Source organism: Microbacterium hydrocarbonoxydans (assembly GCF_000956475.1).
Taxonomy (GTDB): domain Bacteria; phylum Actinomycetota; class Actinomycetes; order Actinomycetales; family Microbacteriaceae; genus Microbacterium; species Microbacterium hydrocarbonoxydans_A.
The window spans coordinates 278299-299892 of sequence record NZ_JYJB01000006.1 but is presented as its reverse complement, the minus strand read 5'-3'; the positions used below and the strand labels follow the sequence as shown (position 1 = coordinate 299892).

The 21594-nt window shown below is 69.8% G+C and carries 18 protein-coding genes; 5 read left to right on the top strand and 13 right to left on the bottom strand.

Going from position 1 to position 21594, the window contains the following annotated elements; all coding sequences use genetic code 11:
* Positions 1-19: 19 nt before the first annotated feature.
* On the bottom strand, positions 20-1540 hold the full coding sequence (locus RS84_RS18600) for a discoidin domain-containing protein (protein ID WP_082062051.1): 1521 nt from the start codon (positions 1538-1540) through the stop codon (positions 20-22).
* Between the two features lie 218 nt (positions 1541-1758).
* On the opposite strand from RS84_RS18600, the gene RS84_RS04910 reads away from it, so the two are divergent.
* On the top strand, positions 1759-2094 hold the full coding sequence (locus RS84_RS04910) for a hypothetical protein (protein WP_152641750.1): 336 nt from the start codon (positions 1759-1761) through the stop codon (positions 2092-2094).
* A gap of 3 nt (positions 2095-2097) precedes the next feature.
* On the opposite strand, the gene RS84_RS04905 is transcribed toward RS84_RS04910, so the two are convergent.
* From RS84_RS04905 to RS84_RS04855, 11 genes are all read right to left on the bottom strand, one after another.
* The gene (locus RS84_RS04905; RefSeq protein ID WP_045256628.1) at positions 2098-2856 is read right to left on the bottom strand and encodes a sugar phosphate isomerase/epimerase family protein; all 759 of its coding nucleotides are present in this window, start codon (positions 2854-2856) and stop codon (positions 2098-2100) included.
* A 239-nt stretch (positions 2857-3095) separates the two neighbouring features.
* Entirely contained in the window at positions 3096-3959 is an 864-nt protein-coding gene (locus RS84_RS04900) for a sugar phosphate isomerase/epimerase family protein (protein WP_045256627.1), read from the bottom strand.
* Positions 3956-5116: a dihydrodipicolinate synthase family protein gene (locus RS84_RS04895; protein ID WP_045256626.1), complete on the bottom strand. Its 1161-nt coding sequence runs from the start codon at positions 5114-5116 to the stop codon at positions 3956-3958. Before RS84_RS04895 ends, RS84_RS04900 begins: the two co-directional genes overlap by 4 nt.
* Complete coding sequence (locus RS84_RS04890) at positions 5116-6276, bottom strand: Gfo/Idh/MocA family protein (protein WP_045256625.1); 1161 nt, start codon at positions 6274-6276, stop codon at positions 5116-5118. The genes RS84_RS04895 and RS84_RS04890 overlap by 1 nt, the downstream gene beginning before the upstream one ends.
* Before the next feature lie 165 nt (positions 6277-6441).
* Positions 6442-8109: an acyltransferase gene (locus RS84_RS04885; RefSeq protein WP_045256624.1), complete on the bottom strand. Its 1668-nt coding sequence runs from the start codon at positions 8107-8109 to the stop codon at positions 6442-6444.
* On the bottom strand, positions 8106-9080 hold the full coding sequence (locus RS84_RS04880) for a hydroxyacid dehydrogenase (protein WP_235281386.1): 975 nt from the start codon (positions 9078-9080) through the stop codon (positions 8106-8108). The genes RS84_RS04885 and RS84_RS04880 overlap by 4 nt, the downstream gene beginning before the upstream one ends.
* On the bottom strand, positions 9077-9745 hold the full coding sequence (locus RS84_RS04875) for a DUF624 domain-containing protein (protein ID WP_045256622.1): 669 nt from the start codon (positions 9743-9745) through the stop codon (positions 9077-9079). Before RS84_RS04875 ends, RS84_RS04880 begins: the two co-directional genes overlap by 4 nt.
* Positions 9746-9748: 3 nt before the next feature.
* The gene (locus RS84_RS04870) at positions 9749-10654 is read right to left on the bottom strand and encodes a carbohydrate ABC transporter permease (protein WP_152641749.1); all 906 of its coding nucleotides are present in this window, start codon (positions 10652-10654) and stop codon (positions 9749-9751) included.
* Positions 10651-11589, bottom strand: coding sequence for a carbohydrate ABC transporter permease (locus RS84_RS04865; RefSeq protein ID WP_045256621.1), 939 nt, complete (start codon positions 11587-11589; stop codon positions 10651-10653). Before RS84_RS04865 ends, RS84_RS04870 begins: the two co-directional genes overlap by 4 nt.
* A 70-nt stretch (positions 11590-11659) precedes the next feature.
* Positions 11660-12940 carry an extracellular solute-binding protein gene (locus RS84_RS04860; RefSeq protein WP_045256620.1) on the bottom strand — a complete coding sequence of 427 codons (1281 nt, stop codon included), beginning with the start codon at positions 12938-12940 and terminating at the stop codon, positions 11660-11662.
* Positions 12941-12981: 41 nt separating this feature from the next.
* Positions 12982-14913 carry a DUF2264 domain-containing protein gene (locus RS84_RS04855; RefSeq protein ID WP_235281385.1) on the bottom strand — a complete coding sequence of 644 codons (1932 nt, stop codon included), beginning with the start codon at positions 14911-14913 and terminating at the stop codon, positions 12982-12984.
* Between the two features lie 152 nt (positions 14914-15065).
* Between RS84_RS04855 and RS84_RS04850 the strand changes: the two genes are divergently transcribed.
* Positions 15066-16859 carry a heparinase II/III domain-containing protein gene (locus tag RS84_RS04850; protein ID WP_045256619.1) on the top strand — a complete coding sequence of 598 codons (1794 nt, stop codon included), beginning with the start codon at positions 15066-15068 and terminating at the stop codon, positions 16857-16859.
* On the top strand, positions 16856-17947 hold the full coding sequence (locus tag RS84_RS04845) for a substrate-binding domain-containing protein (RefSeq protein ID WP_045256618.1): 1092 nt from the start codon (positions 16856-16858) through the stop codon (positions 17945-17947). The genes RS84_RS04850 and RS84_RS04845 overlap by 4 nt, the downstream gene beginning before the upstream one ends.
* Before the next feature lie 183 nt (positions 17948-18130).
* Here the strand turns inward: RS84_RS04845 and RS84_RS04840 are convergent, their stop codons facing one another.
* Positions 18131-19081 carry a LacI family DNA-binding transcriptional regulator gene (locus tag RS84_RS04840; RefSeq protein WP_045256672.1) on the bottom strand — a complete coding sequence of 317 codons (951 nt, stop codon included), beginning with the start codon at positions 19079-19081 and terminating at the stop codon, positions 18131-18133.
* A 176-nt stretch (positions 19082-19257) separates the two neighbouring features.
* Here RS84_RS04840 and galT point away from each other — a divergent pair, with 176 nt between their 5' ends.
* Positions 19258-20409 carry a galactose-1-phosphate uridylyltransferase gene (gene galT / locus RS84_RS04835; RefSeq protein WP_045256617.1) on the top strand — a complete coding sequence of 384 codons (1152 nt, stop codon included), beginning with the start codon at positions 19258-19260 and terminating at the stop codon, positions 20407-20409.
* Positions 20406-21593: a galactokinase gene (galK, locus tag RS84_RS04830; RefSeq protein ID WP_045256616.1), complete on the top strand. Its 1188-nt coding sequence runs from the start codon at positions 20406-20408 to the stop codon at positions 21591-21593. The genes galT and galK overlap by 4 nt, the downstream gene beginning before the upstream one ends.
* Position 21594 lies beyond the last annotated feature (1 nt).

The following is a 21594-nucleotide window of genomic DNA, read 5'->3' as shown; positions in this document are numbered from 1 at the left end:
CGATCTTCATTGATGGGGGTTACGGAGTGACAGCGATGTTGGTGAGCCCGGAGACGGCGTTCGTGACCGTGTTCGAGGCGTAGACCCTGTTGGGGTTGCCGGAGCACTTGGACGTCGACGAGACGAACACCGCGTAGCGGCCGACGCCGCCGAGATCGGAGTCGTTGTCGCGCCAGATGTTGCCGCATCCGTAACCGGTCAGCGGGTTGTGCGTCTCGTAGCCGTTCGCGAAGGTGCCGGGCGAGGAGAAGGAGCCGGTGTTGCCTTCGAACAGGTAGCCGTTGCCCTTGACGTCGACCCAGGAGTCGGCCGAGTTCTGGCCGGAGAGCCCGGTGCCGTCGAAGCTGTTGCCGCGGACCACGCCGCCCTCGGTGCCCTCCTTGATGTCGATGTGCTCCGCGGCGATGCCCGGGCCGAAGACGTTGTCGAGCACCTGCACGCGGTCCGAGCGGTCGCGGCCGGAGGAGTCGGCGTAGCAGGTGAAGTTCGAGTTCGCCGAGCCGAGGTAGAGCCCCTCGCCGTAGCTCGGCTGCACGAGGCCGGTGCGCGTGATCTCGGAGTTCCTGATGACCCCGTCGGCGGAGGACCTGCGGAAGTGGACGCCCTCATCCTCGATGTCGCGGACGAGCACGCCGTCGATCGTGACATGGGTCGCGCTGTCGAGCACGATGCCCTTCTTGGCGTCGGCGACCGTGAGTCCGGTGATGTTCCAGTACGAGGCGCCGTAGAGCCAGAGCCCGTACCCGGAGTCCCAGCCGTCGCCCGGATGCGGGCAGCCGCTCAGGGAGCCGCTCGGCCCGTCGTTGGTGATGATGGCGGTGCGAGGGCCGGTGATCGTGATCGGAGCGGATGCCGTGCCCGGTGTCGTCGCGACGAAGCTGCCCTGGTAGGTGCCGGGGGCGAGCCGGATCGTCTGACCCGGCGTCGCCGCTGAGAGGGCGGTGCTCAGCTGGGCCGATGTCGACACGTCGACGATCGTGCCCGCCGGCGGCGTCGAGGTGCCCGGCGTTCCGTACACCTGGAGCTCGTAGAGCGAGTACCCGTAAGACGTGCCGCGCGCCGTGCCGTAGATGCGCAGGTAGCGGCCGGAGCCGGTCAGACCCGAGATGTCGTCGATGCCGCCGTCACCAGCCGCCTCGTCCGCGAGAGTCGTCCAGCTCGAGCCGTCGGCCGAGATCTGCACCCTGTACGTCGAGGCGTATGCCGCCTCCCAGTGCAGCGCCACCCGCGAGACAGACGCACCCGCGCCGAGATCGACCTGGATCCACTGCGGATCGACCCCCTCCTCGCTCGCCCACCGAGTCGTCGATGACCCGTCGACCGCCGCGGATGCCGGGAACGCCGAGGTCTCCAGCGACGACGCCGTCGCCGGCCGGCCCTGCGAGATCAGCGATTCGGCGATGACAGCGGCGGCGGCCGGCACGTCGCCGGAGGCGTGTGCGGATGCTGCGGTCGCGACGCCGATCGGCGCGGCGAGCGCCGCTGCGGCGCACGCGGCGAGCAGCCGCCATCGGAAAGAAGTGGTGCGTGCGTGTGACATCGTCGTCTCCTGCGCGTCTTGGAAGAGCATCCGACGGGGCGGACCTGCCCCGTTCGTAACACTTCTTACCATCACCCTTGACTGCTTGGCAAGCGTTTGCCAGATCGAGCAGGATCACCCTCCTTCCCCGGGATCGCTCTCACGCCAGCTCGCGGTTCGGCGCGGCGATCTGCGAAGAGGATGTGCGAACATGGCGCCGAGTGCACGAGGAGGTGGGTGTGGACCGCGATGCGAAGGAGCGCCGCCGCGACCAGGTCGTGATCGCCGTCGGCCTGTACCTGTTCGTCTCGGTGACGGCCGGGCTCTACACCTTCATGCGGGGGTTCGAATTCACGGGATGCCGCGGGTGGTGCGACATCTCGGCGATGGCGAACGCTCGAGTGCTGTTCCTGGACGCCGACATCGGGATGCTGGTCCTGGTGCTGCCGACCATGCTCATTCTCGCTCTGTGCCGTCGACCGGTCCTCTGGCTCGCGGTGACCGCGCTCATCGGGATCAGCACGCTCGCGATCGTGTCGAACGTCGTCTTCACGGTGGCGCAGGCCACGGGCTGACGCTCACACGCCGAGATAGCCCCGCAGGCTCGCGGCCTCTGAAACGAGGAGCGCGGGGTCATCGTCGGGCACGAACTCGAGAAGAGCGTCGCGGGGCGGGTTCGCGGCGACGGCCGCCTCGCCGAAGAACCGCGTCCACAGCGCGTCGCGGGCACGCAGCGGCAGACGCTCCTTGGCTGGCCACCAGGAGAACACGTGGGCGGCGCTCGTATGCGCCGCGAGCGCGCGGTACTCCTCGAGCACGGCGTCCACGGACGCCGCGACGGTCGGCTGCCAGTACGTGCTCAGGTGCGGGCTGCCGACCTCGTCGAGCAGCCGGAGGGTCGCGGGAGCCGTCGCCGCGAGAGTGCCGGAGTGGAACTCCAGGGCGAGTCCGATGCCGCGCTCCCCTGCCTCGGCTGCCGCGGATCGCAGACGATCGATGACCGGCGCCCAATCGGCATCCGTCGCGTCGGCCGCGTCCACGGACCCCGCCCAGATGCGTACCCGATCGGCGCCCAGGGCCTCGGCGCTGTCGAGGATCGGAGTGAGCTCCTCGTCGCCCCCCGCACGGAAGTACGACCCGTACGACGCGACGGCGAGTCCGGCATCCGTCGTGGCCTTCGCGACCTGAGCGGCACGCGCGACGTCGCCAGGCGGCACATGCACGTCGCCGCCCCACTCGATGACCTCGAGCCCGGCGGCCGCGGAAAGCTCGACGATCTTCTCGGGCGAGAGGGCGCGGAAGGTCACCGAGCAGAGGCCGGGGCGGATCGTGGTCATGTGTTCATCCTGTCTGATGTCGCGCGCGGGACGGCGTTTCGTCTCGCTTCGCTCGCTCAACGACCGGTAAGGGCTTCGCTCGCTCAACGACCGGCAAGGGTTTCGCTCGCTCAACGACCGGTAGGGGTTTCGCTCGCTCAACGATCGGGAAGGGCTTCGCCCGCTCAACGATCGGGGGTGCCGCACCTCGCTCGACGACGGCATCGGGGGACATGCCGATCGTCGAGCGAGACGCGGAGTCAGCGCAGGTGCCGCGAGACCGCGTCGCCGAAGGTCTCGGCGGTGCGGCGCACCACATTCTCGGGAGCATCCGCCCAGATGTCGGCGTTGAAGATCTCGACCTCGATGTCGCGGTCGTAGCCCGTCGCGATCACGGCCTGCGTGAGCGAGCCGAAGTCGATCACCCCGTCGCCGGTGTAGTGCCGCGAGAGCAGCACGTCGGCGGCGAGCGGCGTCTTCCAGTCGCAGACCTGATAGGTCGCGATGCGCCCCTCACGCCCCGCGCGGGCGATCTGCTCGAGAACCTGCGGGTCCCACCAGATGTGGAACGTGTCGACCGCGGCGCCGACGACCGAGGAGTCGAAGTCGGCGGCGATGTCGAGCGCCTGCCCCAGGGTCGAGACGACGGCCCGGTCGGATGCGTACATCGGATGCAGCGGCTCGATCGCGAGCGTCACTCCGGCGGCCTTCGCGTCGTCGGCGAGGGCGCCGATCGCGTCGCGCACGCGTTCGCGCGCGCCGATGAGGTCACGCGAGCCTGCAGGCAGGCCGCCGGCGACGAGCACCAGCACGGCCGTCGATCCTTCGGCACCGGCAGCGGCCAGCGTCGCGGTCTCCTCGATCGCACGGCGGTTGTCGTCGAGCGCGGCGACGCGCTCCGGCCCCTCGGGCAGCGTGAAGAACCCGCCGCGGCAGTGCGTCGTGAAGCGCAGGCCGGAATCGGCGAGCATCTTCGCGGCCACGTCGAGGCCGACCTCGTTCACCGGCTCGCGCCAGAGCCCGATGGCCTGGATGCCGGCATCCGCCGTGACCCGGAGGGCCGTCTCGAGGTCGGCGTGCTTGATGGTCGCCTGGTTGATCGACAGGCGGGGGTCGACGGTCATGCGTCCACCCCGTTCAGGCGCAGCATCCCGTGCCAGCGCTCGCGGGCGAGCTCGGGCTGCTCCAGCGCGAGCGAGGCGTTCGCGAGCTCGACGATGCGGCTCAGGTGCGGCAGGCTGCGCGCCGAGTGCAGTCCGCCTACCATCTGGAAGGCGGGCTGGTGGCCGTTGAGCCAGGCCAGGAACGCCACGCCCGTCTTGTAATAGAACGTGGGCGCGGCGAACACCTGGCGGCTGAGCTCCTCGGTCGGGCCGAGGATCTCGAGATAGCGCGCCGAGCCGCCCGCATCCAAAGCCTGGATCGCCGCGGAGGCGACCGGCGTGATCGCGGCGAAGGCGCCGAGCAGGGCGTCGGAATGCCCCTGTGCGGAGTCTCCGATGAGCGAGACGTAGTTGAAGTCGTCGCCGGTGAACATGCGCACGCCGTCCGGCAGCTGCGCGCGCACCGAGATCTCCGACTCCGCGTTCAGCAGGCTCATCTTCACGCCCGCGACCTTGTCCGGGTTCTCGTTGATGATGTCGAGAAGGACCGCGGATGCCGTCTGCCAGTCATCCGCCCCGAAATAGCCGGCCAGCTCCGGGTCGAAGGCCGTGCCCAGCCAGTGCAGCACCACCGGGACGGTCGCGCTCTCCAGAACCGAGCGGTACACGCGGCGGTAGTCGTCGGCATCGGCTGCCACCCGCGCGAGGTGACGCGAGGCCATCAGCACCGGGCCTGCGCCCTGCTCCTCGGTGAAGTGCAGCTGCTCCTTGTACGCGTCGATGACGGCATCCACGGAGATGCGCGTGTCGAGGATGTGATCGGTGTTGACGCCGACCACGACCGAGCCGCCCTCTTCACGGGCGACCTCGGCGCTGCGCGCGATGAGCTCGCGGGTCGCGGCGGCGTCGAGCCCCATGTTGCGCTGCGCGGTGTCCATGGCGTCGGCGACGCCGAGCCCCCAGGAGTACACGTTGCGGCGGAACGCCAGCGTCGAATCCCAGTCGATGTCGGCCGGCTGGCCGGGGGTGTTGTCGGCGTGCACCGTGGGCACGACGTGCGCGGCGGCGTAGGCGACGCGGCTCCGCAGGGGCGCAGTCGGCCGGGCGTATCCGCCGCCGTCGTTCAGCGCGGCATCCGTCACCGCACCCGCGGCGTCGAGAAGTCGAAGCGTGCTCATCAGAGGGACAGCTGCTCGATCGCGACCTTGCGGCCCTCGGCGCTGGATGTGAGGCCGGCCTCGGCGAACTGCACGCCGCGGGCACCCGCGAGCAGGTCGTATTCGTACTCGGTGCCCTCGACGTAGGACACCAGGTACTCCTGCCACTGCTGGCGGAATCCGTTGAGGAAGACGTCGTTGGTCGGCACCTTCTGCCAGTCGGCGTCGTAGTCATGGCTGTCTTCGAGGTCGGGGTTCCACACCGGCTTGGGGGTGGCGTTGCGCGGCTGGATCTTGGCGCCGAACAGGCCCACGACGGCCGAGCCGTGGGTGCCGTCGACCTGGAACTCGACGAGCTCGTCGCGGTTGACGCGCACGGTCCACGAGGAGTTGATCTCGGCGATGATGCCGCCCTCGAGCTCGAAGATGCCGTACGCCGCGTCCTCGGCGGTGGCGGTGTAGTGCTCGCCCTTCTCGTCCCAGCGGTCGGCGATGTGCACCGCGGCCTGCGCGTACACGCTCTTGACCTCACCGAAGAGGTTCTCGAGCACGTAGTTCCAGTGCGGGAACATGTCGGAGATGATGCCGCCGCCGTCTTCGGTGCGGTAGTTCCAGCTCGGGCGCTGCGCCGGCTGCCAGTCGCCCTCGAAGACCCAGTAGCCGAACTCGCCGCGGACGGAGAGGATGCGGCCGAAGAAGCCGGAGTCGATGAGGCGCTTGAGCTTCTGCAAACCGGGCAGGTAGAGCTTGTCGTGCACGACGCCGGTCTTGACGCCGGCCTCCTTCGCGAGGCGCGCAAGCTCGAGCGCTTCTTCGAGGGACTCGGCGGTGGGCTTCTCGGTGTAGATGGCCTTGCCGGCGGCGATCGCCTTGCGGATGGCGGATGCGCGCGCCTTCGTGACGAGGAAGTCGGCGTAGATCTCCCATTTCGGGTCGGCGAGGGCCGCGTCGAGGTCGGTGGTGTAGTCCTCGATGCCGTGCAGGGCTGCGAGCTCCGCGAGCTTGGCCTCATTGCGTCCGACCAGGATCGGCTTCACCGTGATGCGGCTGCCGTCGGGAAGCTCGATACCGCCCTCATCGCGGATCGCGAGGATCGAGCGCACGAGGTGCTGGCGGTAGCCCATGCGCCCGGAGACGCCGTTCATGATGATCCCGATCTCGCGGGTTGTCGCCTGTGACATTGCTGGTCCGTTCTCTGGGAAGCCGTCGCGCCTCCGATTCGGGTAAGCGCTTTCCGACAGCATGCCATGGATGATGCCGTGCGCGCAAGCCTGCCGGAAAGCGCTCTCTGCTGCCGAGGAGTGAGCGGTGGCCGGGGTGCGTTCAGCGGCGCGATCAAGGGCTGATCACAGTGCCGCAGGCTCGGGCCGATGCACGCCCCGCGGCCGGTAGCCGAGGGCGTCGGAGATGCCGAGCAGGTCGGCGAGATACCACACGATCGCGAGCCACATCTCGGTGCCCTGCAGGCCGGGGTTCGTTGCCTCGAGCCCGCGGGTCGAGGGCGACGGCTCACGGAACGAGAACCCGGCGTCGGGGCTCCACCCTGCGAGAGCGTCGGACAGCACGCGCGATGCGAGGTCCTGCACCTCCTCCGCGCGATACCCGGTGTCCCGGGTGAGCCAGAGCGGATGCGCGACGTCGAGCACGTTGCATGCGTCGCGCGCACCGGCGGAGAACCAGCGCGGATCGTGCGCATGACGCAGCACAGTGTCGATCACCCGCTCAGGATGCGGCACGGGCACGCCGAACTGTGCGAACGTGCCCCGCGAGGCACGATAGAAGCCGTTGACGACCGGGAGCAGACCGCGATCGGGGGTCGCCGAACCCCACATTCCGGTGTGCGGATCCGCGTTCAGCAGCAGCCAGCCGAACAGCGCCTCCTCCACTCCCGCAGGCGCCGATCCACCCGCGCTCCTCTCCCACCGGAGGGCAGTCCCCAGGGCGTCGACGTGGTGGCCGGCCCTCCAGGCGTCGGTGCTCCACGGCAGTGCCTGGCAGAACTCGACCACACGCTGCGGCGTCGTGTCTGTGACCCACGTGATCATGGCGGGGAATTCGGAGCCCAGCAGGTCGAGCGCATAGCCGACGCTCAGCACGTGATACGCGACGTCGTCGTGCGAGAAGTCCAGGCCCGCGATGGGCAGGCCGTCGGGCCCGAGCGGTGCGACCGCTCCGGTCTCGGCATCCTGCCACCCCTGAAGCAGTGCGATGTGCTCTGATGCCGTGCGCTGCGGGGGCGCGACTCCGAGCAGCAGGTCGGCGATCTCGATCGCGTCGGCCTGCGCGCGCACGGTCGGCGCAGCACCCGGGCGGTCGGCGAACAGCATCCGCTCCCCGCTCCACGCGCGGTCGAGAATCGCCGAAGCCTCCCTCCGTGCGCGGGCGCCGAACTCGGCGACACGCTCGCCCAGACCCCTCGAGCGAGCCGGCGCCGGCTCGGTCGCCGGCGCGACGCGCCAGCGGATGAGCTTCGCCGGGTTCCCGCCGACGATCGCACCCGCCGCGACGTCCTTGGTGACGACGGCGCCCGCGGCGAGCACGGAGTGCGAGCCGATGCGGACCCCGTCGAGGATCACGACGTGCGAGCCGATCCACACGTCGTCGCCGATCGTGATTCCCCGTGCCGTCAGCGGCTGACGGAACACGGGCGTGCCCGGTTCCATGGAGTGGTTGAACCCGAGGATCGAGGTGTGCGCCCCGATGCGCACTGCGTCGCCCATGGTCACCCGCCCGCGGATCACCGTGTACGGGTTGATGCTGCAGTCGGCGCCCGTGCGGAGCTCGCCGGTGAGGTACGCTCCGGCAGCGACGTAGGTGCGATCGCCGAGCTGGAGGATCTCAGGATCGACCGAGGCGAGCGCCGACACGAAGCAGTCCCTCCCCAGCCGGCGGCCGGGATGCCCGTCGACGAGAGACTGCTGGCGCTCGCGCTGGGCGACCTGCTGTTCGACGCCGGAGTCGCGCCAGAAATCCCAGGGGGAGAATTCCAGCGGGTCGACGGCGTCTGTGCTCACGCGCTGAGCTCCATGTCGGGTTGCGTGATCACCTGCGACAGGACTCCCCCGCGCAGCAGCGTCTCGAGGTCGTCGAGCGCCGAGTCCGCGAGCCGCCGCGCCTCGGTGCCCATGGAACCGGCGATGTGCGGGGTGAGCGCGACGTTCGCAAGGGCGCGCAGCGGCGAGTCGGCAGGCAGCGGATCGGGCTCGGTCACGTCGAGCACCGCGTCGAGTCGCCCGGCCGCGCACTCGTCGAACAGGGCGTCATGATCGAGGATCCAGCCGCGGGCCGTGTTGATCACGGTGGCGCCGTCGCGCAGAGCCGCGAGCTCGGCCCTGCCGATCATGTGGTGCGTCTCCGGCAGTGCCGGAGCGTGCAGCGACAGCACGTCGACACGCCTGAGCATCGCCTCGAGCGGTACGAGCTCGGCGCCCGCCTCGGCGACCGTCTCGGGCGCGACGAAGGGATCCGCCACGAGAATGTGCACATCGTCGAGCTGGCGCAGCATCCGCACCACTCTCCGTCCAATCCGCGAGAAGCCGACGATGCCGACCGTTCGGCCGACGCTGCCGTACTTCGGCGAGCCCACCAGGTCGCCCCAGCCGAGCACCTCCGCGGGCGTGCGCACGTGCACGAAGGCGCGCTTGAACGCGAGGATGATCGACGCGAACGTGTACTCCGCGACCGGCACGGCGTTCGCATCGGCAGCCGAGGTCACAGTGATGCCGCGTTCCCACAGCTCATCCGACACGAGCCCCTGCACGCTTCCGGCCGCGTGGACCACTGCACGCAGACGCGGCATCCGGTCAAGCAGGGCGGCGTCGAGGCGCGGCGCACCCCACGACGTGAGCAGGATCTCGGTGTCGGCGAGATCGCCCTCGTCGATCGGCAGCGGCGCCGACGCGGTGAGACTCCGGAGGCGGTCGAGGCGGTCCCGGTCGAACAGCAGCTCGAAGACCTCGGGGCTCATCGCCGTGCGAATCCTCACGCGCGCGCCTCTTCGTTCTCGAGCACCGGGCGCAGCGTGTAACGGCTGTTCGCCCACGCGATGTAGAGCGCGGGGGCGCATGTCAGACCGATCGCGATCGCCGGCATGGTCGTGAAGAGCGCGAGCTGCACGCCCAGTACCGCGAACGACAGCGCGGTGAGATACCAGCGCCGCACGCTCAGATACAGCGCCGCCTTGAGGATGTCGCGCATCCGCGCCTGCGGCGCCTCCGCGAGAGCGACCAGCGACCCCAGGCCCGTCGCGACGGCGATCACGGTGAGCAGCGCGAGCACGGGGACCACCACGACGGATGCCGGCAGCGCCGACACCGCGCGGACGTCGACGAGCAGGACCACGACGGACGCCGCGGCTGCCGCTCCGATCAGCATCCCCTTGCGCCAGGTCGCCTTCCACCCGCGCAGGAACGACCGCACCACCTGAGGCTCACCGTGGCCGAACTCGCGGAACGCGGTGAACGCGCCGGTCAGGGCCGGGGCGGCCAGGGGAGCTGCGAGCGCGAGCAGCGGCCACGACAGCGCAGGGTCGGTCGTGATGAGCAGCACCACGAGCGGGGCGGCGGCAACGAGCACCAGGAGGTTGCCCATCAGGCCGAGGTAGACGACGCCGAGGATCGTGGCCCAGGTGTCGTGCGAGATCCGCTTCATGGCTCAGCCCTTCATCCCGCTGGTGGCGATGCCCTCGACGAAGTACTTCTGCCCGAGCAGGAAGATGATCGCGATCGGCAGAACCGAGATCGTCAGGCCGGCGAACAGAAGTGCGTAGTTCGTGTCGAAGAGGTTCGAGACGAAGCTCTTGAGTCCCAGCTGGATCGTCCAGAGGTCGGGGTTGCGCAGGTAGATGAGCGGGCCGAGGTAGTCGTTCCAGGTGTTCACGAAGGTGAGCAGCGTGAGGCTCGCGATCGCCGGGATCGACAGCGGCAGCATGATGCGCCGCCAGATGCCGTACTCGCTGAGACCGTCGAGGCGCGCTGCTTCGCTGAGCTCCTCGGGGATCGTCTCGTAGTACTGCTTCATGAGGAAGACGCCGAACGCTCCGAACGCCTGCAGCAGGATGATCGCCCACAGCGTGTTCGACACCTTGAGGTTCGACAGCAGGATGAACTGCGGGATCATGTACGACTGCCACGGCACAGCGATCGTCCCGATGTAGGCGAGGAACAGGATGTCGCGCCCGGCGAAGCGCATGCGGGCGAAGCCGTAGGCGGCGAACGACCCCGTGAGCACCTGCAGGAACGTGACGCTCACGGCGAGGAACAGCGTGTTGCGGATCCAGACGAGCATGTTCGACTTCGTCCAGATGTCGACGTAGTTCTGCCATACGAACGTCTCCGGCACCCACACGACGGGCACGGAGAACACCTCGTTGGCGTTCTTCAGCGAGCTCATCACCATCCACGCGAAGGGGGCGAGCAGGCCGATCGCCGCGATGATGAGGGCGATGTAGCCGGTGATGCGTCCGACGGTGCGGCCCGCACGCACACGAGGAGCAGGGGCCGGGCCGCCGAGCTTGCGCAGCGTGCCTCCGGTGACGAGGACCTGGGTCTCGGTCATCATGCGCTCCGCTTCTTGTTCCAGAGGAACTGGCCGATGGTCACGAGGATGCAGAGGAAGAACAGCGCCACGGCTGCGGCGGATGCATAGCCGAACTGCGACTCCTCGAAGCCCTTCTTGTAGATGAACTGCGACAGCACGAGCGTGGACTGGCCTGGGCCGCCGTCTGTCATCACGAGGATCAGGTCGAAGATCTTGAAAGAGTTGATCGTGAGCATCACGGTGACGAAGAACATGGTCGGGCGCAGACAGGGCAGCGTGACGTTCACGAAGCGCTGCCACACGCTCGCTCCGTCGACGCGAGCGGCCTCGTGCAGTTCGCGCGGCACTGTCTGCAGCCCCGCGAGGAACAGGATCATGTAGTAGCCCATGTCACGCCAGGTGCTGACGATGACGACGGCGGGCATCGCCCACTCGCTCGAGGTGAGCCAGCCCGGGGGCGAGGAGATGCCGATCGCGCGGAGGATCTCGTTGATGGGCCCGTAGTCGGGGCTGAAGAGCAGGTTCCACACCACGGCGATCGCCACGATCGAGGTGATGTACGGGAAGAACGCGGCGGTGCGGAAGAACGCGACGCCGCGGAGCTTGTTGTTCAGCAGCAGCGCGAGTCCCAGCGAGACGACGATCGTCAGCGGGATGTGCATCACCGAGTAGTAGAGCGTGTTGAGGAACGCGATGCGGAAGCTGCCGTCGCCGAGCAGGCGCTGGAAGTTCACCAGACCCACCCAGTCGGCCTTGCCGAACACGTTCCAGTTCGTGAACGCCATGTAGAAGAGGATCAGCACCGGCAGCAGGGTCAGGAACCCGAATCCGATGAAGTTCGGCAGGATGAAGCTCCAGCCGATCAGGGCGTTGCGGCGGCGCAGCGCGGAACGGCGGCGGATCGGTGCGGCCGGCCGGAGGGCCGTGCCGCTGGGCGGGGCCTCGGTGGTGGTCATGTCTCTCGTCTCCTGGATGCTGCACGCAGCGTGGTGTCGGGGGCCGGCCGACGGCCGGCCCCCGAGCGGATCAGCCGACCTCGTTCTTCACGCGGTCTTCGGCGGTCTTGATCGCGTCGTCGATCGACGTCGACCCCGACATGACGGCGGTGTGCAGGTCGCCGAGGATGCCCTGGATCGTCGCGGTCTTGCTCGAGGTGGGGTTCTCGGGGAGGACCTTGTGCGTCGACCATGCGAACTTCGACAGGTCATCGGAGGGCGCACCCTCGACCGCGAAGTAGGCGTCGGCGACGCTGTCGCTGGTCAGCGCCGGGGTGATGCCGATCTCGGCGAGCGCGTGAGCTGCGTCTTCGGATGCGGCGAACTCGAGGAACTGCTTGGCCGCGTCGACCTTGGCGGAGTCGATGTTCGCATTGATGCCGAAGCCGGTCGGGTCGCCGAAGGTCACCGGGGTGTTGTCGGTGCCCGCGGTCTTCTCGTCGAGCTGCGGGGCCGGAGCGATGCCCCACTCGAAGTCGTTCGCCTCGCCGGAGGCCTGCTGCGCGATCAGGGTCGCGGTGTACCACGTGCCCATCAGCAGCATGGCCGCCTTCTGCGTGCCGAACTCGCCCTGATAGGTGAGCTGGTTCGCGGTCGAGGTGTTGAAGTCGACCTGGTCCCCGGCATCCTGCAGCGCCAGCGTGTTGTCGTAATAGTCCTTCAGGTGGCCGAAGTCCCCCTTGAGGATGTCGGTGCCGGTCTGCGCGTTCGCGAATCCCTGCACGGTCGACTGCCAGCGGTGCAGGTAGTCGCCCTTGACGGTGTCGGTGGTGAGCGCCTTCGCAGCGTCGGCGTAGTCCTCCCACGTCCATGAGCCGTCGGGGTAGTCGACGCCTGCCGCATCGAACAGCGCCTTGTCGTAGTAGAGCACCCAGGAATCCTGGCGGTAGGGCACCGCATAGGAGACGCCGTCGACCTTGTAGGAGTCGGCGCCGCCGATGCCGTCCGGCAGCTTCACGTCGGAGACGTCGAGCAGCTGACCGCCTTCCTGGAAGGTCGTGACGTACTTGACCTCCTTCTGCGTGATGATGTCGGGGCCCGATCCTGCGGCGAGGTCGGCCGTGACGAGCGTGTTGTACTCGGCCGGGTCGTACTCCTTGAGCTCGATCGTGACGTTCGGGTGCTCCTTCGTGAACGCGTCGGCGAGCGTCTGGAACTCGGGCGTCGTGTCGAGGCTCCAGCCCGACAGGGTCAGGGTGATCGGGGCGTCGGGGTCGGCGCTCTCGGCAGCGTCGGTGCCGCCGGAGCAGCCGGCGAGGGCGAGGGCCGCGACTGCGGCGATGCTGCCGGCGGCGAGGATCTTGCGGTTCATGAGGTACTGCTCCTTTGCAATTGCGGGTAGGTGCGTCAGGCTCAGGCGAGCCGGTGTGCGGTGGTGCGGGAATCGGGCCAGGTGACGACGACGTCGTCGTCACCGATGCGGACGGACGGGGCGGATGCCGGTGCACGATCCGACAGGTGCACCGCGGCGGCGATCCACGTGCCGGTTGTCACCGGGGAGATGAGGACGGGGACGGATGCCGCAGCTCCGAGCGGGCTCGCATCGCGGCGATTCTCGATCGAGGGCGCGCCGCCAGGGGTGAGAGCGACGATCGTGCTGTGCCGGCCCGCGGCCGCAGCGGTGGCGCCGGCCTCCGAGACGGCGTGCTCGACGGCATCCGCGGCGATGGCCCAGCCGCCGATGCGCAGCGCGGTGGGGGCGGCATCCGCTTCGATCGTGTCGATGCGCACGAGGCGGATCTCCCACGCGCCCCGCACGATCGACCAGGTCGTCACGGTGCCGGCGATCTCGACGTCGCCGGTGATGCCTGAGCCGTGCCGGGTCTGCGTCGCGGCCGGGACGATCCAGTGCGCGGTCGCCGTGGACCCTGCGATCGCGGCCTCGCCATCGAGCCGGATGCCGTTCACGCGCATGCCCGCGCGATGCGTCGCCCGGCCGTCGGCATGCAGGAGCGCGACCGACTGCTCGAGCGGCTCGGCCCAGCCGTCGCCGTTCAGCAGCGGGCTCGTCGCCGTGGAGTAGCCGAGGCGGGCGTACAGCGGCGAATCGCCGACGAGATCGCCGGGGCGCGCGTGGTCGGCGCCGTGGTTGATGACGCGGGCGATGCCGTCATCGGAGGTGGCCGAGATGATCCAGGCCGGAGAGAGCGCGGCGCGAAGGGTGTCGTGCGTCTGCGTGGGGAGCTCGGTCTGCGCGACGGTCCACACCGGGTGGTCCTCGGGCAGGGCGATGCCGAGCAGTCCCTTGGCCGCCCAGTACGGCGAGCCCGTGCCGGAGTAGTTCTGCGCGAGCCGGCGCCACTCGTGGTGCCAGCCGAGGTCGAGCAGGCCCTGGTCGTTCGGTGCGCCGTTCTCGGCGAAATGACGGACGATGGCGGATGCTGCTCTGCGCAGCTGCCCTGCGGGCACGGACGGCACCTCGGCGATGATGCCGGCCCAGTACGGAGCCGCCGCCGCGAAGCGGTAGACGAGGCTCCGGCCCTGGATGAGGGGAGAGCCGTCGGCCCCGACGAGAGCGATCGCGTCCTGCAGGAAGGTGTCGAGCCGCGCGACATCGCCCGCGGTGCGGCCGTTCGCGAGCTCCGTCGCACCCTGCATCCGCGACCACAGCACCGGATAGAGGTGCAGCGCCCAGCCGACGTAGTGGTCGTAGGCGCGCTCGTCTCCGTCGGAGATCCAGCCGCCCTCGCGCAGGAACGAGTCGTGCCGCGCGAGATCGTCGTCGATGTCGGCCTGCGACCACGGTCCGCCGACCGAGCGCAGGAAGGTCTGCACGACGACGCGGAACCACAGCCAGTTGTTACGGGGATACGTCGTGTCGCCCACGACCGGGGAGAGGTAGTCGATCAGGCGCTGCTGAGTGAGGGCGTCGAGACGGTCCCAGATCCACGGCCGGGTCAGATCGAGGATGAGCGCGATCGAGGCGGCTTCGACCTTCGCCTGGGCGTGCTCGTCGAGACGGACCCAGCGGTCGGCGGCATCCGGGTCGACGCCGGCGACGATCCCATGCGAGTAGAAGTCGATCAGGTCATCGACGCCCTCGCCGCGGGCGCCGGCGATGCGGAAGCCTGCGAGGAGGAACGTGCGCACGAAGCCCTCGAGTCCGTCGACGTCGGCGCCGTAGCCGCCGGACGCGCCGGGAAGCGTGATGCGCGCACCGTTCTCGGAGGCCCAGGGACGCACGGCCGCGAGCAGCCCGTCGGCGTAGGCGATGAGGTCGTCGCGGGTCCACTCCGGTGCCGCCACGGTCGACGCCGCTGCCGCGCTGGTGGGCTCGTTCGCCACAGGGTTCTCCTTTGAAGACTGCTTCGGGTCCGGTCGGGAGGGCCTGACGTCCGCTCCCGATCGTTGGGAGATTATCATCCCATTTCGATCAGGACAATACGAAGATAATTCTTTATCGATCATTTTCGATCAGCTATGCTGATCCCGTGAACATGCTTCCCGCACCGACGGCCGACGATCGCGCCGCCTGGTCGCACGTCGACGCGGCCGACCTGCTCGCCCGCGCCGAAGCCGATCTCGGCACCCCCTGGCCGCAGCCCCTCGCCAGCCAGGCCGCCCGCGTGCACCGCGACGGCGACCGCTCTACCTGGGAGGACGCGGCGTTCGCCCGCCAGCATCGGCTCAGCCGCGCCGTGATCGCGGCAGCCGTCACCCTGGAGGAGCACTGGATCGACGAGGTCGCCGACGGCGTGCAGCTGCTGTGCGAGCAGAGTTCGTGGTGCTGGCCCGCGCATGACGACGTCTACGAGAAGAGCCGCGGCGTGCTCGCCGACGTCACCGACCCGTTCCTCGATCTGGGAGCGGGCGAGGTTGTCGGCCAGCTCGCCTGGATCGATCACGTGCTCGGCGCTCAGCTGGACGCGCGGGCGCCCGGCATCCGCTCCCGCATCCGTCACGAAGCCGAGGTGCGCGTCTTCCGCCCCTTCATCGAGCGCCGCGACTGGCACTGGCTGGGCCTCGACGGCGACGTGCACAACTGGAACCCGTGGATCCACTCGAATGTGCTGACCGCCGCGGTGCAGCTGCACGACGACCCTGAACCGCTCATCGACCTGGTCATCGAGGGGCTGGACCGCTACCTCGTCTCGCTGCCGGCCGACGGTGCGATCGATGAGGGGTACTCGTACTGGTGGAACGGCGCCTGCCGGGCGCTCGAGGCGATCGACGTGCTCGAGCACGTGACAGGGCGGATGCCGGCGAGCATCGAGGCGCTGCGCGCGTCCGTCTCCTTCCCTCATCGGTGCCATCTGGGCGGAGAGTGGTACGCGAACCTCGCTGACGGACAGGCCCGCCCCCGCGTGCATCAGCCCTGGCACGCGCTGCACCGTGCGGCGCGGAGGCTGGGCGATGCGGATGCCGCGGCCCACGCGGCGGCGCACCGCGGCCTGCCCGCATCGGAGATCGCGGGGCTCGGGAGACTCGTCCGCGAGCTGACCGATCCCGAATGGCGCGAGGTCGCCATCGTCGGCTCGCCGCTCCCCCGCGACGTGTGGCTCCCCTCGACCGAGATGCTCCTGACGCGCGAGCGCGAGGGCTCCCCCGATGGCCTCGCCCTCGTCGTGAAGGGCGGGCACAACGCCGAGCACCACAACCACAACGACATCGGCTCGTTCATCGTCGCCAGCGACGGCGTCCCCGTGATCGTCGACGCCGGGCGGCCCACCTACACGAAGGCCACGTTCGGACCCGAGCGCTATTCGATCTGGACCATGCAGAGCGCCTGGCACAACACGCCGACGATCGCCGGCGTCGACCAGTCGCCGGGGCGGGAGTTCGCGGCATCCGAGGTCGAGGTGTCGTTGTCGGAGGACGTGTCCTCGCTCGCGCTCGAGATCGGCGGCGCGTACGAGATCGACGGGCTCTCCTGGTGGCGCACGGCCGCCCTCGATCGCGCGAGTCGCATCGTGCGGGTGTCCGACGTGTGGCGGGGGTCCCCGACCGGTGCGACTCGGCTGAACCTGGTGGTGGCCGGCGAGGTGACCCCGCTCGACAGCGGCGTCCGCATCGTGCCGCTCGACGGCGCGACGCCGGTCGTGATCCGATGGCCCGCCGGCATCCGCTGCACCGAGACGGTGCGCGAGCTCGACGATCCCGTCCTGAGCGACGTGTGGGGCGAGCGGCTGACCCGGCTCGAATTGGACGTGAGCGCACGCGAAGACGCGTGGATCACGGTAGAAAGAGACATCGTCGCTCCGGCGACGAGCGACAGCGAGGACGAACGATGACCGATCAGCAGCACGCTCCGCTGGCGCCGGCGCGCCACGCGCACATCCTCGCAGCTCTCGGGCGCGACGGGATTGTGCGGGTGTCGCAGCTCACGGAAGAGCTCGGCGTCGCTCCCGTCACCCTGCGCCGGGACCTGCAGCAGCTCGAAGAGGAGGGACGCCTCGAGCGCGTACATGGCGGAGCCGTATCGGCATCCGCCCCCTCCGCCGTGGTGGCCGCCGCCGGAACCGGAGGGGCGATCGCCGTGCTCGTCCCCTCTCTCGCGTACTACTGGCCCGGCGTCATCCGCGGAATGGAGGCCGAGGCCCACCGGCGAGGCCTCCGGCTGGTGCTGCGCGGCGCCTCGTACGAGCTGCAGGACGAGCGACCGGTGCTCGAGCGCCTCGTGGCGTCGGACGACGTGCGCGGCCTGATCGTCGCCCCGAACCCCGACGCCGCGCACGCGCAGGACGTCGTGCAGTGGCTCGCCTCCTCCGACATCCCGAGCGTCTTCGTCGAGCGCGACGCCGTCGTGCTGCCTGGGCGGGAGCCGGTCGAGAGCGTCACCACCGACCACGCGCTCGGCGCGGTGCTCGCCGCCCGTCACCTGGCCGGGCTCGGGCACGAGCGGCTGGGCCTGATCCTCTCGCGCGATTCGCCGACCGGCCGGAAGATCGTCACGGGCTGGGCGACCGCGTGCGAGGAGCTCGGCCTCGGCCCGGAGGCGCACTTCGAGAGTCTTTTCCCTGACCGGAACGGCCCCGGGTTCACCTCGGCGGTGAACGCGGCGATCGACACGGCTCTCGAGAAGGGTGTGACCGGGCTGCTGATCCACTCCGACCCCGAGGCCATGGCGTTCATCGATATCGCTCTCAACCGCGGCCTGGCTGTGCCGGAGGACCTCTCCGTCGTCGCCTACGACGACGAGGTCGCGCAGCTGTTCACTCCCGCGCTCACCGCCATCAGCCCTCCGCGCGGAGGCGTCGGCGCCGCAGCGGTCGATCTGCTCGCCCGACGCCTGGCCGATCCGTCGCGCCCCGTGCACCGGGTGTCGCTGAGCCCCACGCTGAAGGCGCGCGAATCGACGGCGCCGGCGACGAAGGCGTGAGCTCCTCGTTCCGGCGTGAGCTCCCCCTTCCGGCGTGAGCTCCTCGTCCCGGCGTGAGCTCCCCGCAAGGACGCACTGAACTCACGGCGGAAGCCGGATCTCACCGCAGGTATCGGATCTCACCGCAGGTATCGGATCTCACGACGGAAGCCGGACCTCACGCCGGAAGCCGGATCTCAGGCATCAGCGGGTGCTGGCCCGCTCGACCAGCAGCGTGGGCACCACGACGGGCCCGGACGCGGCATCCGCACCCTCGATCTCCGCCACCAGCGCGTCGACCGCCCGGTGCGCCAGGGCGGTGAAGTCCTGCCGGATCGTGGTGAGCGGAGGGCGGTAGTTCGCGGCATCCGGAACGTCGTCGAATCCGATCACCGCGACGTCTTCGGGCACGCGGCGTCCGCGCTCGGCGAGAGCCCGCAGAAGTCCCAGCGCCATCTGATCGTTGGCGCAGAAGACGGCGGATGCTGCGGCGAGCGCCTCGCCCGCCGCATATCCGGATTCGGCGCTCCAGTCACCGCGAATGGGGACGGGCGCCGCGAGGCCCGCCGCGACGAGAGTCTCGCGCCAGCCGCGCTCGCGCTCCGCCGCAGCGAACGAGTCGACGGGGCCGGCGAGGTGATGCACGGTGGAGTGGCCGAGCGAGATCAGATGCGCGGTGGCCGACGCCGCGCCACCGGCATGATCGCTGTGCACGGCGACGAACCCGGCATCGGTCTGCGCATCCACCACGACCAGTCGCAGGCCGCGAGGGCGTTGGGTCGTCGCGACCTGCGCCGATGCCTCGTTCAGGACGATCGCGCCGTCGACCTCCTGCTCTGCCAGGCTCTGGAACGCCGCAGCCACACCGTTCGAGGCGGTGACGAGGGTGAGCGCGTAGCCGCGCTCGGCCGCGGCCTCGGCTGTCGCCTGCAGCATGCGCGAGTTTCCGACGGTCGCGAGGGTCGTGACGACGAGTCCGATCGTCTGCGAGCGTCCGGTACGCAGGGCGCGCGCGGCGCGATGAGGGCGGTAGCCGAGTTCATCCATGGCCTTCTCGACGCGCGTGCGGGTGTCGGGGTCGACACGGGGGCTGTCGTTCACGACGCGCGAGACCGTCTGGCCCGACACGCCGGCACGGGCCGCGACCTGCGCCATCGACACCCGGCCCGAGGAGGCGCGAGGGCGGCGCTTCGGTGCGTCTCCGAGGCCGAGAAGATCATCGGTCACCGGCATCCTCCGTTCACAGGTCCGGAATGTTGACGTTACCACGGCCTGTAGGTCATGATGTTTACGTGAACACGGAGAATCATCCTGAATTGCGAACCGCCGCGATGACCGCCGAGCGACTCTCGGCCGGCGTCACGAAGCGCGCCACGAAGCTCGCCGATGGCCGAGACCTCATCTACTACGACGACCCCGATACCGCGCTCGACGCCGAGCGCTCGGTCGACGCACGCACGCTCGATCCCCGCCCCGAGTCGGCGACCATGCGTCTGGATGTGCTCACCGGTGACTGGATCACGGTCGCCGCGAACCGCCAGAACCGCGTCATGATGCCCAGCGCCGACGCAGACCCGCTGGCCCCGCAGACGCCCACGAACCCCTCCGAGGTTCCGTCGCGCTACGACGTCGCCGTGTTCGAGAACAAGTCGCCGGCATTCGGCCCCGCTCTCGCCGAGGCGACCGGCGACGCGCCGGCCGCGAGCAATCCGCCCCGCGGCCTCGACGACCTCGCAGCCCTCGGCCTCGGCCGCACCCGCACCTCGGTCGGCCGCTGCGAGGTGGTCTGCTTCAGCCCCGAGCACTCCGGCTCCTTCGGCACCCAGACCGTCACCCGCGCCCGCACCGTGATCGAGGCGTGGGCCGACCGCACGGCCGCGCTCTCGCGGCTGCCCGGCATCGAGCAGATCTTCCCGTTCGAGAACCGCGGCGAGGCGATCGGCGTGACCCTGCCGCATCCGCACGGCCAGATCTACGCGTACCCGTACGTCACTCCGCGCACCACCCGCCTGCTCGACAGCATCGATCGCACGGCCCCCGACCTGTTCCAGCACATCCTCGACTTCGAGCAGGGCTCCGAGCGCGTCGTCTTCCGCGGCGAGCACTGGACGGCGTTCGTACCCTTCGCCGCCCGCTGGCCCCTCGAGGTGCATCTGATGCCGCACCGGCACGTGCCCGATTTCGCCGAGACGACGGATGCCGAGCGCGACGAGCTCGCCCCGCTCTATCTGCGCCTGCTGCGCGGAGTCGACGCACTGTACGAGACCCCCACCCCGTACATCGCCGCATGGCACCAGGCGCCGGTGAACGTCGGCCGTGACAGCGTGCGCCTGCACCTGCAGCTGACGAGCCCCCGCCGAGCCGCCGACAAGCTCAAGTTCCTGGCCGGATCCGAAGCCGCCATGTGGGCGTGGGCCGCCGAAGTCACCCCGGAGCAGGGCGCTGCCCGCATCCGCGAAGCCATCGAGAGGGCACACGCATGACCGACACGCAGGACACCGCCACGGCCCTGTTCCGTGAACTCACCGGCCGCACCCCTGACGGCCTCTGGTCGGCGCCGGGGCGCGTGAACCTCATCGGCGAGCACACCGACTACAACGACGGCTTCGTGCTGCCCTTCGCGATCCCGCATCGCACCGTGGCCGCGGTGGGCATCCGCGAAGACGGCATCGGCCGCGTGCGCGTGGCCTCGACCTTCGCCGCCGAACCCGTCGAGGTCGCGCTCGACGACCTGGCAACGCTGTTCCCGACCGCGACCGGCTCCGAGCCGGCCGTACCCGAATGGGCTGCGTACCCGCTCGGTGTCGCCTGGGCACTCGCCGAGGCCGCAGGCCGGGCCGGAGCGGGCGTCGACATCGCGATCGCCTCCGACGTCCCGGTGGGCGCAGGGCTCTCCTCCTCCGCCGCGATCGAGGGGGCGACGGCATCCGCCCTGAACGACCTGTGGAACGCCGGCCTCGACAAGACGGCCCTCGCCCGCATCGGCCGCAAGGCCGAGAACGAGGCCGTCGGCGCGCCCACGGGCATCATGGACCAGATGGCCTCGATGCTCGGCGAGCCGGATGCCGCGATCTTCCTCGACTGCCGCTCGCTCGAGGCACAGCTGGTGCCGCTCGGCGTCGCCGAGGCAGGCCTCGCGATCCTCGTGATGGACACGCGCGTCAAGCACGCGCACTCGACCGGCGGATACGGCGAGCGCCGCGCGTCGTGCGAACGCGGCGCCGCGATCATGGGCGTGCCCTCGCTGCGCGACGTGTCGGTGGGAGACCTGCCTCGGGCCGAGGAGCTCATGGACGATGTGACCTTCCGCCGGGTGCGCCATGTCGTCACCGAGAACCAGCGGGTGCTCGACACCGTGCGGACGCTCCGCGAGCAGGGCGCGCGGGCGATCGGCGACCTGCTCGTCGCCTCGCACGCGTCGATGCGCGACGACTTCGAGATCTCGGTGCCCGAGCTCGACACGGCCGTCGAGGCCGCTCTGGCGGCGGGCGCGCTCGGCGCCCGGATGACGGGCGGCGGCTTCGGCGGGGCGGCGATCGCGCTCATCGAGGCGGATGCCGTGGAGACTGTGTCGGATGCTGTGAACGCCGCGTTCGCGGCATCCGGCTTCTCCGCTCCGCACCTGTTCACGGTGACGCCCTCGGCGGGTGCTCAGCGCGACGCCTGAA